Origin of the sequence: Neptuniibacter sp. SY11_33, assembly GCF_047778025.1 — a bacterium.
In the GTDB taxonomy this organism is placed as follows: Bacteria; Pseudomonadota; Gammaproteobacteria; order Pseudomonadales; family Balneatricaceae; genus Neptuniibacter.
In genome coordinates this window covers 2,536,507-2,551,493 of record NZ_CP180543.1, presented here as the reverse complement: position 1 = coordinate 2,551,493, position 14,987 = coordinate 2,536,507, and the positions used below count along the sequence as shown (strand labels likewise).

9 protein-coding genes are annotated in these 14,987 nt (G+C 39.8%); 5 read left to right on the top strand and 4 right to left on the bottom strand.

All coding sequences use genetic code 11. From position 1 onward, the window contains the following. Positions 1-78: 78 nt before the first annotated feature. From dptF to ACMXYV_RS11980, 5 genes are all read left to right on the top strand, one after another. Positions 79-1,695 (top strand): DNA phosphorothioation-dependent restriction protein DptF, encoded by a 1,617-nt coding sequence (gene dptF / locus ACMXYV_RS12000; protein WP_415888720.1) that lies wholly within the window; start codon positions 79-81, stop codon positions 1,693-1,695. Beyond that, the gene (dptG, locus tag ACMXYV_RS11995; protein WP_415888719.1) at positions 1,688-2,995 is read left to right on the top strand and encodes a DNA phosphorothioation-dependent restriction protein DptG; all 1,308 of its coding nucleotides are present in this window, start codon (positions 1,688-1,690) and stop codon (positions 2,993-2,995) included. The genes dptF and dptG overlap by 8 nt, the downstream gene beginning before the upstream one ends. Further along, on the top strand, positions 2,976-8,045 hold the full coding sequence (gene dptH, locus ACMXYV_RS11990) for a DNA phosphorothioation-dependent restriction protein DptH (RefSeq protein ID WP_415888718.1): 5,070 nt from the start codon (positions 2,976-2,978) through the stop codon (positions 8,043-8,045). The genes dptG and dptH overlap by 20 nt, the downstream gene beginning before the upstream one ends. Positions 8,046-8,204: 159 nt before the next feature. Then, the gene (locus tag ACMXYV_RS11985) at positions 8,205-8,438 is read left to right on the top strand and encodes a hypothetical protein (RefSeq protein ID WP_415888717.1); all 234 of its coding nucleotides are present in this window, start codon (positions 8,205-8,207) and stop codon (positions 8,436-8,438) included. A gap of 117 nt (positions 8,439-8,555) precedes the next feature. Then, a complete protein-coding gene (locus tag ACMXYV_RS11980) occupies positions 8,556-9,761 on the top strand; it encodes an AIPR family protein (RefSeq protein ID WP_415888716.1) in 1,206 nt (401 codons plus the stop codon). Positions 9,762-9,826: 65 nt separating this feature from the next. Here the strand turns inward: ACMXYV_RS11980 and dndE are convergent, their stop codons facing one another. Genes dndE through dndB form a run of 4 tightly spaced genes read right to left on the bottom strand, consistent with a single transcriptional unit; the run spans position 9,827 to position 14,886 of the window. Next, positions 9,827-10,180, bottom strand: a complete 354-nt coding sequence (dndE, locus tag ACMXYV_RS11975; protein ID WP_415888715.1) for a DNA sulfur modification protein DndE — start codon at positions 10,178-10,180, stop codon at positions 9,827-9,829. Beyond that, on the bottom strand, positions 10,173-12,143 hold the full coding sequence (gene dndD / locus ACMXYV_RS11970) for a DNA sulfur modification protein DndD (protein ID WP_415888714.1): 1,971 nt from the start codon (positions 12,141-12,143) through the stop codon (positions 10,173-10,175). Before dndD ends, dndE begins: the two co-directional genes overlap by 8 nt. Beyond that, on the bottom strand, positions 12,143-13,801 hold the full coding sequence (gene dndC / locus ACMXYV_RS11965; RefSeq protein WP_415888713.1) for a DNA phosphorothioation system sulfurtransferase DndC: 1,659 nt from the start codon (positions 13,799-13,801) through the stop codon (positions 12,143-12,145). Before dndC ends, dndD begins: the two co-directional genes overlap by 1 nt. Continuing rightward, positions 13,801-14,886 carry a DNA sulfur modification protein DndB gene (gene dndB, locus ACMXYV_RS11960; protein WP_415888712.1) on the bottom strand — a complete coding sequence of 362 codons (1,086 nt, stop codon included), beginning with the start codon at positions 14,884-14,886 and terminating at the stop codon, positions 13,801-13,803. The genes dndC and dndB overlap by 1 nt, the downstream gene beginning before the upstream one ends. Positions 14,887-14,987: the final 101 nt, after the last annotated feature.

The following is a 14,987-nucleotide window of genomic DNA, read 5'->3' as shown; positions in this document are numbered from 1 at the left end:
TCGTATCTTAGAGCATCGAATGAAAAGGATATAAGTGTAGTAACAACTTTTACTACGCGCAGTAATAATAGGTGTTTCATGACACATGGAATTAGTTTCCTCGAGGGGCTTTCAGTACTCTCGAAATCTTCTCCTTATGCAGTATCGACAGAGGCGGTCCAAGAGACCGGTAGCATCTACCAGCAGATCAAAGATCAGCTTTATATAGAGATGCCTATCGAGCAGAAGGTACTATCTACCATTCAGTCGTTGCAGCCTCAGAACAAGAAGATTATCTTTTTGTGTGGGAGTAGCGGAGATGGCAAGTCAGAAATTCTAACAAGGTGTAAGAGGCTATTAAATTCTGAGATTAAGTTCCATCTTGATGCGACTCACAGCTTTGCGCCTAATGAAAATGCCATCCAAACCCTAGATAGGGTCTTCGAAGACTACCAGAGGGGGAATACTCCTCTTGTTTTAGGGATAAACACCGGCATGCTGGGTAACTATGCTGAGGGCGGTAGTAATACAGTTATCCAGAGCAATATTAAAAAGTATCTTCAGAATAACAGTTATGACGACGAGTTTGTTTTCATTAACTTCGAGGATTATCCGAAATTTGTAATTGACGACGAAGGTTTTAGAGCTGATTTTCCAGCGAAAATACTAAAACGCCTTACTAAATCAGAAGGTAACCTGCTTAGGGATATTTTCGAAGAAGATAAGAAGCGATCCACCGACTCGAAGAACCGGATACTCTTTGCAAACTATGAATTGCTGAGTATTCCTGAAGTGCAGAAGGTGATACTAAAACTTCTGTTTAAGGTTCGACTAGTAAGAGATCAATTTATTACGGCTAGAGCGTTACTGGACTTTCTATTTGGACTCGTAGCGGGCCCTAAGTACCTTTTTGATAATCTTTTTTTGGGTTTCGATAATGAATTAGCAGAAAAAATTGTGGATTTTGATCCTGCTAATTTTCGAACTCAAGAGATTGATAGGTTTATATTAGCTTATAGCCTAGGCTTAACAGGACCTGATTTTCAGAATTTTGAGAAGAGCTTAAGCTCACTCGGTATAGATAAATTATCAGATTCACATTCATTCTTGCGATTATTTTATGTTTTTAAAGAGTATGATGTTTCTAATAATTATCATTTTAATTTTAGTGACGACTTTTCAGAACCGCTAATTGATCAGTATGTTGAATGTTATCAACTTCATATGAGCTATAGTGGTGATAAAGTTGATCGAAAAAAATTACAAGGTTTTTATAAGAAAACTATTGTTGAAGCTGTCAGAAAATATATTAATAGAAATGTGAGAGTGGTAGGAAAGGACCAGTTCTTGATTTCGAGTGTTAATGGATATGAAGTTTTTTCAACATTAGATATTCAGCCAAACCTTGAGGAAATAAAAACCGAAAGCTTTAAGTCCAATTCTTATTTCCATGCTTTTATAACCGTCAATGAAGAAAAGATAAGACCATTCCCGATAAATATTAACCTTCTAGGTCTTATGAAAGGGATTATTGAAGGTTATAGACCTAATAGACACGATAAAAACTCAGTGGTGCTGTTAGATGAACTTGCTGCCGATCTCATAAAGGTAGCAAATAAGTCTCATGAACTTCAGATGAACGCTGGGCAAAGGAAGTTCGAGCTAAAAAGAATTGATGACGAAGATATTGAAGTAAGTGAGGTTGAAAGTGCTTAAGACAGAGTTAGAAGTCCCTGTAAATAATAGTTTAAGTACTTTTCTGCCGATAATTCGTACAAAAGATAAACACTATAAGTTTTGTTGGGATTCAGTACTTGGCTACTTCACACGTAGCGCCTATGCGAGGGACCTTAGATCGTTAAATACTGATGACTTTAGAGATGCGTGTAAAGAGAGGTTTTTCTCAGTACTGGATGATCGTGAATTCTGGTCACATATAGAGGGGATGTATTTCAAGAATGATTATATATTTGAAATTGCTCCTGAGCTTATGGCTCTTAAGTCGGCTGATAAAACTATTGATGCAAATAGTAAAAAATTAGGGGATATGCTGCAAAATCTCTTAAATGGTTTTTGTTTGGACTCTTCAAATGAGTCGAGTTTAAATTTCTTAGATAAAATTATTAAGTATGAATTTGATAAAATTAGCTTCGAACAGAAAGATGAGAGTAAATCTAGTACACCTTATCTTCCATATTTGACAGATTTTTTTAAACGTGATCTTTGTTTTTTGAATAGAAATCCGAGGTATTTCTCTGAAAAGATTTATGACTTATTGAGGCTGTATGGGTTTTTATATGTCTCTCAAATGGCTCTCAATATTAGATCGTGGAAAGATATGGAGCCCCGATCAAAACCATGCTTTTTTATTATGGATTCTGAGGTGGCCAGCCGAGAAAGAATTAATGTTAAAAGCTATGGTTATTCACAATTAAATGAACATCTGAGTTATTTGTTTCCTTATCTGGCAATGAATGAAGCCTTACAAAAAAAAGGTGAGGTTGTTCCTTTATGGTTGCTGGCTGAATGTATTCGAGAATCTGAATTTGATTTAAATAAGTTGAATGATTTTGCAAATGATTTTTTTGAAAAAAGGAAAAATAATTATAAGGAAACGGTAACTTGTGAAAGCTCAGAGAGTGTTACAGAAGCTTTGGATAAATTGTTAAACCTCTCTTATTTACAATTCGATAAGGCTCACGGGAACTTAACAACTTACAATCAGACAGCCGTTAGGGGAATGCTTAAAGCCATTTGTGGTCCTTTCATCCAGCGAAGGGGGCAATCTGGTCAGGTCTTAACTTTCAATCAAGACTATATCGTTCTCCTAACAAACCTAGCCATAGGTGAACGTCAACAGCTCCGTTTTCATGAATTGATTAAAGAATTTGAATTACGGGGCGTTTTTTTTGACAAGCAAAGCCAGCAAGCGCTTGTTGAGTTCTATGAAAGAATGGGAAATGTTGAAAGGATGAGTGATAGCGGGGATGCAGTCTATGTCAGCAAAACAATTTAAGGGCTTCCTTGTCGATCACTTTAATACTTGGATTACGAGTGAATTCAAAGCCGGCTGTAAATATCAATTTCGATCTCCTGACAGTTTAAATGGATATCAGCTCTATCAAGCTTTTATTAAGCATAGTCATTCGACGGTAACAGTTCAGGGAACGACCCTTCCTTGTATTAACGTTGACAATGTGCGGTTGTTACCCATTTTTCATAGTGAGGATTCTGATGGCTGTTCTGAAAACTTTATTTCTCATCTCCGAGATGAAGTGTCCTCTCTTCATGGGCCTCTGAAAGGTTATGCGTTATTGGTAATACATAACTCTTTGTTAGATACCCTGATCAATTCTGCTGAGGATGTTACGCAGCAGCAGCGTATATGGCATCCGGAAGTCATCAAAGATGGTTTGTTAAATAAGTTGGATAAATCTGATCCTTGGTATGATGTTAAGGCGTGCCTTTTAGACGAACAGTTAGAACTTATAGTAGAAGAACAATCAACCGTTTTGGGGTTTGAAGCATTCTATAACCACGCTTTAAATGGTGAGATTAAGTTTAATGAATTACGTTTGCTTAGTGATAAAAACCTTTTAGAAAATAAAAACCGGGACAGTATCAAGGAAAGGCTTAAAGATAACAGGAGACTTACAGATCAAATAGACTTTATCACCGAGCATTTCCCTAATGAATTGATTGATAAGCTGACCGCGCTTGATTTGAGTGAAGGATTTATCCAGGAACACTTCCCCGAAGATGAACCTAATAAATGGCGAAAAAGCTTAGATATTGGCGAATGTGATACAGAGCAACAGAAGAACCGAGGTAGTTTTCTCGAACTTGAAAAGGAATCTAGTCTTGCGGGCGAGTTGCTCTATAAAGGGAAGTCAGATACTAAGACGGGTCAAAGAGAGCGTCATATTGTTCTATTACTAGAACCAGATCAATCGGAACTAAATCTTGAATTTACCTTTCTAAATGGGCGAATAGAGAAGGCTCATTGTCGTGTACAGCATAATAATGGACAACCTGACGTCAAAATTGCAATTAATAATAGCGGTGGTAAACGGAGCCGGGTTGTCCTAACAAGTGTCTTCAATGGCGAAGCCCGTTTCTTCGCTCTTGAAGTCAAGCCAGGCAAGTCTAAAGAGATACATCGGTTCAAGGTTCTAGCGTTACGGGCAGATGATTTTTATATCGATGGCTTTAAACATAGTTATTTAATTGACCCGGCTAAGAAATGGGTCACTTTACAGACTGGTGAGAACTCTTTAGTTATAAGTGAACTAACTAATAGCAATTGCCTCATTGAAAATGATCAAACGGTCAGTAGTGCTGAGTGTGGAAAAGTGGACTTTGCTCAGTTAGCTTCAGAGAAAGATGAAGTTAAGTTTAGTGTCCAGGGGAAATACAGTTGTTTAACCTTCAACGTCGAAGGTGAGGTATCAACAGATACTTTATCGTTGCCTTTGTTGCTAGACCAAGGGCGTTTCAACTACTTGTTTGAAGACGGGTATAACGGACAATTCAATCGCAACAAGTTTAAGGTTTTGCTGGACGCAAAAGAGATAGCCCCGAAAGCACGGCGTCTTGCTTTGTTGCAATATGAATCTTTATTGTTGGATGATCAAATCCTGAGTAAGCGATGTAATGCCGATAATGTTTACCTTTCTACAATAGAGCACGATTTCCCCGGATTGTTTGCTGAATATAAGAAACTTTTCGATTACTTAACCAGTCATAAAACACTATTAAGTCTTGCGGGCTGGGATACGTCGCTTAGAGAAATTGTTACTTCGCTTGTAGATGTCTACATAAGCGAGATAGCCAAAATCCCTTACGATTCTCCTTTGAGCCTTAAGCATAAACGACTTGTGCTTATAGGTTTTGCAGAGTTTGAAGAGCAAAGGGGGATTGAGGAATACATTACGCCTTTCCATCCATCTGTATTGGCTTATAACTTAAATGTTGCGACTCGACTAACCGTTGACAAGTCAGAGGCTCGCAGCTTTAAAGATATACCTCCCGTCACTATCAAACGGTTAAGTGCTCAAGGTCTACTTCCTTTTGTCTATCATGAAAAGTATGAGTTCTCCTACAATACAGCTGAGAAAGAGAATGCTTTTTGGTCAAAGCTTATTCCCCAGCAGGACAGTAGCTACGAGTACGTTCGCTCTTTAGTTGCTGATAAAGTTGACAAATTCAGTGCTGCTTTCAAAGGTCTATTTGTTACGGGTAGCAAAACTACGTTAAGGATTAACTCTGTTAACAATCAGGAAAACCGTGAAATTTTTCTTGGCCTGATTGACTACGTGAAGAAAAAGAAAGACAAGGTTACGCGTATCCATGTGAACCTTTACGATGAAGATAGCTGCATTTCTTGGTTCGATCGATTTTCCGATGCCGTTAATATCGAAGAGTTAAAAGAACTTTGTGAACTTAATAAAGGGTCTATAAAGCAGCAAGCTGACTCGATTATCAATCTACTTCGTACGCGGTTAACTTATAGTAAGTATCAAATTTCAGCTTTAAACGAATCGCAAGAATATGCACACATTTGTTTCTTTAAGAACAATGAGCGGGTAAAAGCAACAGATGTTGATGTGCATAAACAGAAAAGTGGTGTGGTTTGTCACGGCTTAATGCCGGGAGAAACCGCTACTAACTATCATGGTAGCTTTTATACCTCATTTGGCTTGAACGGAGTCGATACAACCGAAGCTCCACAGCTTGCTCTTATCGAAAAATATAGTGCGCTGGTTAAGCCCGCAAGGCAAAACCATGAACAATATACACAGGGGAAATCTCAGGCGCTGGTTGTTACAGACAGCTTTAAAAGTTTGTTAGAAGCGTCTTACCAAAACTCCATTTGGACAACGATCATTGACCCTAAAGTAACCTTGGATTTCTTCGAAGGCGAAAAGGATGTCGTCCTGATTCATTACTCAGATAACTACACGAATTCAGTCAATTATGACGCGATTACTGTAACAAAACAGACTGATCTCTATCATAAAGTGCTGGAGGCTGATCATGGTGGGCTTATTGATGAGTTTAATGCTTTCAACGGTGAATGGCTGCTAAATCTCGTTACAGCTGACAGTAAAGAACGTAAAGAGAAAAGAGGCGTTTTAGGTGCCTATAAGTATGTCAGTTGTTTGCTCAAAAACTCCGATATTACCTGGGTGCCTTTATCTATTGCTGAGATTATTAGGGTTTCGGGCAACTTGGGTTTAAAAATGTCCGAAAGTGATTTCTCTCGTTTTGCGCAAGGAATCAAATCGGGAAAAATTTCTGATGACATCTTGTTTGTTGGTTTCAAAGGCGAACAATTGATACTGCTGCCTGTAGAAGTAAAGACAGGGAAGAGACAAACTCACAGCAAAGGGGTTGAGCAAGCTAAAGAGCTTAAACGTTATTTTGAGCAGCTGTTAGGGCAGAATACTCTAGCGAGCCATCTCTACCGTGGGCTGTTTATCCGTCAAATATTGATGCAGATAGATAAGTACAAGCTCTACAATGTTTACCCCACAAACTACTTTGATCAACTCACTGTTAATAGCGCGTGGTGGCTTCAAGGTGATTATGGCCTTGCCGAGTTAGTTGAATTCCCAGAAGCTATTTTGTTTGTGAACGTAGAAGACTCTAACTTCACCAAAGCTAACTTCACCCCTACACAAGGCGTGCTTAAAATCGAGCTGCCGGCAGGGGATTTAACTCATTCAACAGGTAATATAAATAAGCTGTTACAAACACCTATGCAACATTTGTTTGAGGAACTCCAACCTTCCACTCTGTATTTCATTGATAAAGAATACATACTTGATGGTGAAACTGAAGTAGCTTTGGTAGATAACCAAGTCGAAGGCGTTGTAAAAACGAATATAGCGGAGTTACCTGTTGTAAGTTATATAGATACACAAGCTGACTTACATGCTTCTGAGGAAGTGTACCCTCAAGTGGCTGAGACACCTGCGAAGCTAGAATCTAAATCTGAGCGTAAGAAAATGCCTGAGAGTGAGCTTCAGCATTTATATCAGCAGATTATTGATTGCTATTACAGTTACAGTATTCCGGTATCTCAGCCCAGTGAACAATGCCCTTATGTAGAAGGGCCAGCTTCAATTCTGTTTAGAGTCGAGTTAAATCCAGGAACTGATCCTAAAAAACTGTTCGAAAAATCACAGGCACTTAAGCTCGATCTAAAATTAGAGCAAGAACAAGAGGTGGGTTTTGCGATAGATAAAGGGTGTGTAACCATTGATGTTCCGAAAAGTGATAGCCAGCGTTACTATGTCGATCAGCATGATATCTGGCCGTTATGGGAAAGGCCTAGCAATAACCTAGAAGTCCCTTTAGGTGAAGACCGCTATGGCAATGTAGTGAAGATAAATTTCTCATCTTCTAACTGCCCACACCTATTGATTGGTGGCACTACTGGTAGTGGTAAATCTGAAGCCCTCAATACCATTCTTTATGGCTTATGCGAGCATTACTCTCCCTCTGAATTGAAGCTGATGCTGATCGATCCCAAGGGCACTGAGTTAAACGATTTTGAAAAGTATCCCCACCTCCTTGGTCAGATTGGCTGGGATGATGAAGATGCATTGAGGCTGTTATCTGAAGCGGTTGAGGAGATGCAGAATCGTTACTCAATTTTTAAACAGGCAGGTGTAAGGTCGCTCCCTGATTATAACGCTAAAGCGAGCCCAGGCGAGCAGATACCATGGTGGGTTTTGGTGTTAGATGAATATGCAGATCTGACATCAGATAAAGAGATGAAAAAGGATATTGAAGCCGAACTTAAGCGCTTAGCGCAAAAAGCCCGTGCTGCAGGTATTCATTTAATTATCGCCACGCAAAAACCAAGTGGTGATGTTATAAGTACGAATTTACGATCTAACCTTCCTGCACAATTAGCCCTTAGAGTGAAAAATGGCACCGAGAGCCGCGTTATTTTGGATGATCTGGGTGCCGAAGTGCTAAATGGCAAAGGGGATGCTTACCTTAAATCGGAAGGTAAGCTGGTTAGGATTCAGTGTGCGAGAGTTGATACAGAATAGAAGAGATTTTCATAAAGATTTCTAAGGAAACTTAGAAACATAGGGCTGGGCAAGCACGGCTCTATGCCATATCCGGAACTCAAATGACTTTCGGGAAATTACAACGCGCCAAATGGACTTTTTTTAACTCTGTCTGGTGCCTTTATGGAGACATTTTCAATGAAAATCTCAAAAATTAAAGGCGTTGTCATCGCTGCCTTAATTGCAATGACATTTTTTTCGTTTCAAGCATCTTCTTCATTCAGCTTAGACACAGATTTTACTGTTGAAGAGCGATCGAGTGAGGTATCAGCACCTGATGGTAGCAAAGAGGTGTATGTTAGTAAGAACTACAAATTTAAAATCAGCAAAGAATCTGATAAAAATGTAGTTATATCAAAGCAAGCTAACTAAACGGAACGTTGGGGGAGTTTTCTCCCCCTTTTTTGATGAGTAAGGAGTTCCTTCCTCATCCTCTAAACCTAATTAGCTTTAGAGAAACCATCTTTGGATCGTTAAGAGGATTTTGATTTGAAATTTACTATTGAATGTGAAGATTATAGGACCCTTAGAATACCCAATAGCAGCAGTCAAAATGTAAAGCTGGGCACATTGTTTGTGAAAATTGAAGATTTACCTGAAGGGTTAGTCGATTGGATGGAAGTAAACCCTAGAAGTCCAAAGTACACAAAAGGTGGGAAGTTAAGTGGTTCAGTATCTAGGTCCATCGTGAAGACTCTCCAAGATGAACCAGAGCTATTCAGCCTTAAAAACCTAGGCATTTATTTATTAGTCGATGAAGTGCATTCCCAGCGTGTGCCTGGAGATAGACATTCTGTTGAAATCGAGCTGACAGAACCCAAGTGTCACGGCATTGTGAATGGAGGGCATACGTTTAGTGCAATAAGGCAAGTCTTGGATTCTAATTCTTACAAAGGAGGAGCATTTGTGCGTTTGCACCTTTATATGAATGTTCCAAGTGATGATATTGTTGAATTAGCTGAAGGTTTAAATAAAAATTTACAGGTTGATGATACTAGTCTTAATGACCTTCGAGAAAAGTTTGAACCGATCAAAGAATTCATGAAAGGTAAGAAAGGTGCAAGTTCGATTGCCTATGCAAGTGGTGATGATGGCGATGTAGACATTCTTGATGTTTTACACATTCTCTCTTGCTTTGATTTGTCTTCATATCCTGCTGGGGGCAAACACCCTAACGATATTTTTGGGAACAAAAGTAAAATTCTTAATCGTTACTGCGAAGATATAGATATTGATAATGGTGCTTACTCGAAGCTTATCAAGAAAATGGATGAATTCCTGATTTTATCTGATGAAATTCAGAAGAGGTGTGCAACTATTACTAGCTATTACAAGATAAAAAACACCTCAAACCATAATCGTGTAGGTTCCGATCCGCATAAGAAACCTGCGGTATTTTCAAATGGTGAAATTGGCGGCTATATTCCTCAGGGGTGGTTATATCCGATGCTTTCAGCTTTCAGGGCAAACTTAAGCATGGATTCGTGGAATAAAGGGGAGATTAGATGGTTGATGGACCCCAATGAGCTTTTAGAAGAGATAATCAATAAGCTTGTTGAGGTAATAACCGAATTGCACAAAGAGCATAAAAATAAGCCTGGTGAAGTTGGTAGGAAACCAACGGCTTATGATATGTGTTACTCAGCAGCTTTTATGGCACTAGCTATGAAAGGTAAAATTGAACTTAATGCATAATCATTTATCTTTATACGATATTCATAGGGAAAACTATATAACCTGTAAAGGTATAGATTTGAATTTCATAACTTAGAATTCGAAATGAATGATATCCCTCTATTCAAATGTAGCTTAAAAAATTCACTAAAAAGCACATCATCAAGGTGTGCTTTTTGTTTTTCATAGGCTTGCCTAAGCACTGCTAAATAGACATCTGCATATTCGCCTGCAAAGACTTTCCAACTCATTTCTACATTGCTGTCTGATGGAATGTCTTCCATTGGGGGTACTGAATCTTCTGCCAAGGACATACACAGTGCCCAGCGGCAGAGTACGTTCCAGTTATCAATACCTGTTTTCGTTTTTAGACGTATCAGCTGCTGTTTCTGTTTCTCAGACAGCTTAATGATTTCAACGGTGTTGTGATGACTATGCATGGAAGTAGCCCTCTGAGATTGTAGATGTTTGAGCGGGTTCGTTGAAAGCTATTTGATATTCACGACTAATTGCAGGCTTTAGGTTTTGATAGTACTGCCCAGTGATCTCTTCATCTGTTGAAAGAAGTAACACTTGTTTGGCCGCGTTAGGGAAGTAGTTATCTATAAGTTTGCTACGGTGTTTCCCATCCAAACGACCTAATGGCGTGTCTATTACCGTTGGCAACTCTTTGCCTGAAGCTTCTGCTAATGCCCATAAGATAGCGATGGCCAGCAGTTGTCTTTCGCCTGCAGATAGCCGTTCAGGTGAAAGAATTTCGTTCTCTCTGCTTAATAGAGTCAAAGCGAAGGAGTCGGTATTCACTAATACTGAGCTGATCAGGTTGTCTTTACGCGTAAGCGCAATAAATTTTTCGGCAATCTTCTGCTCTAGTAGCTGAATATTCTCTTTTATCATCGTTTTAGCAAAGCTGTGCATAGTGCTTTTCAGCTTGTCTATATGTTCGCTGACCTGTAATGATCGTTTCTGTTCGAAGGTGTCTTTATTTTGTTGAGTCAGAAGATTGGTATAGCGAGTGTTAAGCACATCGCGCTTAGCCAAGGCTTGTTCCAGCATTCTATGCTTATGTTCAAGTAGCGTCTGTTTATTGTTGAGTTCAGCCTCTAGGACTGCTAGCTCTGTTAAGACATCTTTTACATCATTGTAATCAGGTATAGCCTCTTCTTGTTTCTCAAATAAAGCTTGCCTTTCTTTCAGGTCAGCACGTTGTTTCAATAGCTTTTCGCGCTCAGCTTGTTCTGTACTAATCCGGTCGTTTAAACCCGTAAAAATGCTATCCGGAAGGTTGATGTAACAGTCTGTATTAGCAAAGGTTTTACGCTGTTGTCTGTTTTCATCAATCAGTGCATTGATCGCTGCTTGAGTTGAACTGTCAACTTGCCCTTGATTAAGGACTTTTAGTATTTGTTCTTCATAGGTATGTACTGATTGATCAAAAGAACTGGATTGTTTTGCTTTAGATTCAAGTTGTATCTGTTGCTCTGCTTCAGCAAGCAGTCCACTTATTAAACCGAGCGGCCCTGCTCCTGCATCAAGTTTGACCCTCTGTTGAAGATTATCTTTTAGCTGTCGGTCAATCGCGCCTAGTTCAAATTTAATTCTATCTCGCTCTTCAATCAGGTGGGCACCTGTGTCACGCACTTTTTGACGAACCTTATTGATCCGTATATTCAGTGTGCTTGATTCTTCATCTAATTCAGCGATTTCGTTGCGCAGTGATTTTAACTGGGCATCATGCTCACCAATATCAGCTTCGCAATCAGATACTTTTCGAATAATCGCTTGGTCGATATTAGCGGTTTTACGCTCTCGTTCGATGTTTGATAAGTCGGCATGCAATTGGGTTAACAGATCTAGCCCTAACAAGCTTTCTAGACCTGTTTGGATCAATTCCGAGCTTCTTTCTGGGTGAGCTAAATTTTCGATTTTTTCGCCATCAAAAAAGAACAGGTCCGATAGCGTTTGGGGAATAAACTCGTTAACAAATTCATCCCATTTAGAGCTAATAAATGCATCATGCTCGTCGTTACAGAAAACGTGTACTTTATCTTTTGTATTCTCAACCTGTTTTGCGACTATCCAGCTTCTTTGAATCTTGTATCGTTGTTCAGCAGTGTCTGTTCTGTGGGTAAACTCTAGTGTTAGGTTTACAGCAGCTGAGGAATCGGCGTATCGATTCATTGTACTGGCGAGGTAAGTACCAAATGCTTGATGCCCACGGTTGGAGCATCTTGCATGCTTGCCATATAAAACAAGTTGTAGTGCATCTAAGAAAGTTGTTTTTCCACCACCATTTAACCCGCCAAAGAGTATGATGGGTTTGTCTTCTGAAACGGATAGGTCAACGGTATGTGATCCTTTGTAAATACCGAAGTTTTCGATTGTAAGTGATTTAAGGATCATTAAGCGCTTTCCACCGTTTCTATCAACAACGAACTGTAGCCATCTTCTTTAATGGATTTAGTGATAATAGCGATCTTTTCTTCAATCGCTTCCTTTTCTTCTTCTGTTAACTGTATGTTGTTTGTCAGCTCAATTTGTAGGCGATGACGCTCCCTTTCAAGAGCGAACTGCTTAGCTTCGAATAAAGAGTCGAAGGCGCCTTTATCGATGACATCGTTGAGTTCATCTTTCAACTTTGCTCTGCGCAATTGATTACGATATTTGTTGGCTACACTCATCACGGCTCGCATCTGCTGATAAAGCAAACCGTCAGTATCGCCTTGCTGTTTACAGTGGGTTTTGAGTTTAGCTAACACTTCACCGTTCATAATGGGGTGATGAGCTTTAGGTTTTCCGGGGTAGGGCTTTTTAATTACCTGTTCATAAATCTTAGGCAGGCTATCTTCAGCTTCATGTTTTTCGTCAAGCCACACATGTCTGATCGCTTCTAATTCTTCAATTGTTAGCAATTCAAGATCTTGAACTTCAGGGGGACCCATTTTCTGGACTGCAACTTGGGCTTCCAACACCTTTCTTAACATGTGTTCTCTGAATGATTGTAGGTATGGGCCTGGTACTAAATCAGCGCCATTTTTTGTCACATGTACAGTTAACCGCCCGTTCATTCGTCTGAAGTCACGATTGGCTTTATCTCTTCTCAACTTATCCAGTTTTTTGCTATGGCTCGGGTCGTTTATTTCTATCTCGTTCCGCAGCATCACCAGTGGCATCATCCATTCTTTATCGTCATCGTTTGCGATCATCGCGTTCATTGACTTATCTTCTGAGACCATGGTGCAGACATAGCAGCCAAAGCGGCTATCACCGCAGCTTTGAGTCGATTTATCAACCACGAGGGGGCATTCGCCGCCTTCTGTGGCTCCTTGGTACATTCCCATCAAATCATGGTTAGGGAAATTCCAAGGATTTGGAAAGCTATTTAGATAGATCCATACATCATCGTTAGACCAATCTTCTATAGGCGTGTAAACCCAAACCCTCTCTAGGGTTTTATTTTCTGAAAGGCCCAGTGCTTTACGGGTATTGGTTTTTAGGTTGGCATATTTATCCATACTCGCTGCACGGGCTGAGCTTTCTGCTTTCCGCGTGCCGAGTACTAAGATCGCTTCGCCATTCCTATCGGCCATGTTTTGAATGAAGTTATTTGATGGTGATATCTTTAAACGATCAGTACACCATCGAAATTTTGCCCTTGGAGCAGGATAGCCTTTACCAATTAAATTGAACCAAAATCGATCCGTTATCTTAGGTGTAAGCCGATGCGAAATAATCGGCAAATTCTGATCTCTGGCTGCTGCATTCATATTAGTCAGTGATTGCCCGACCCAAGACGCAACTATTGGGTTTTCAACCAATGTGTCGGTGCTAATAACATGAACCTGTTTGCTAGCTTTACCTTCATTTTGTAGTTCTTGCAGGGCAAACCACGTGAGCTGCAAAATAGCTGTTGAATCTTTACCGCCGCTATAGCCAATTACCCAAGGGATACTATCGCTCAAATACAGTGCTTTTATCTGATCAATTTTCTGAGCGATAGACGCCTTTAGGCCGCTTTTTGTAAAAGCTGATTTAGGTTCTGAAGTCTGGATTACTTCCATTAGTCTTTCTCGCTAGATAATTGTTCTTCTGACTGCCGTTCTAAATCTGATAGCGCGATGCCTAACAGTTCTTTAATTTTTGAGCATGTAAGTTTTGCTGCACGATCGTTGTTATACATAGATCCATTTATGACACATCTTCCTGCCCAGTTTTCGTGCTTTCTTGACCAGTTAATTTGCTTTAAACCTTTGAGTGTTTTTTTCCAATTATCGTCATTGTTCAGCAAAAAGTTGCCTAGCATGCCCAAGGCGTGGAAGGTGACCGCATGAGAGTGAATCGATTCCTCTCTTAGCTCTCCACCAGACGCTTCATCATTGCAAATGAGCTGCCACGCAGGAATATTGAAAAGTACTTCATGCCAATACTCAGATGCTATCGGGGTTAGTTCTTCATAATTATCTTCAGTTATGGAACCCAACAGTTTTTTGGTGGCTCTGTTTAACGCACTATGACTGATCAGCTTCTTGGATCTGGGACCCAGGTTGCTTTTCTCCATATGAACTAACTTTGTTAGTTTTTCGCTATCAAAAACAATTTTTTTGGATAGCTTGGCGTCTGGCTTATCGTCATAGGTAATGCTTAGTGAAGAATCAGTTTTAACAGGGTATAGGTTCAAATCTTTGAATATTCTTTGCCTCTGATTAAGCGACTTGTTCGCGAAGAAAACTACAGAAATCGTCTCGTCGCCAAGTGATGGGTCTTCATTGAGTGCTTGAGTTATAGCTGCATGACGATGTTGACCGTCAGTAATAAATAGATTGGCATCTTCATCGATGATAAGTGTGCCTATCTTTTGTTCGTGCTTGTTTGTACCGACAGAAACAAAGTTGGTATCGCCTTCTATGCATGCGGTCAGAGCAGAGAAAACATAATCATCTCTGTTATCAAGAATATAGTTTACAATGCCCGGGATTCGGTCTTCATTGATAATCCTTTGAGCCCGTTTATCGACAGGAAGTTGACCTTCATCGAGGTTGAAGATGCTTTTTAGTCTTTTAAGAGGGCACATGACAATGAAGTATTCTTCACCTGCTTGTGTGCCTTTTATGGCTGGAAACGATATCCCTGCAACAATCTGAGACATGATCTTGTTGGATCTCTATGTTCGTGTTGTTCGATTTTTGTTCTTACGAACAAGGTGGCGCTATAGTACACTACAGCTTGTGTAATGTCTCACACTAATTA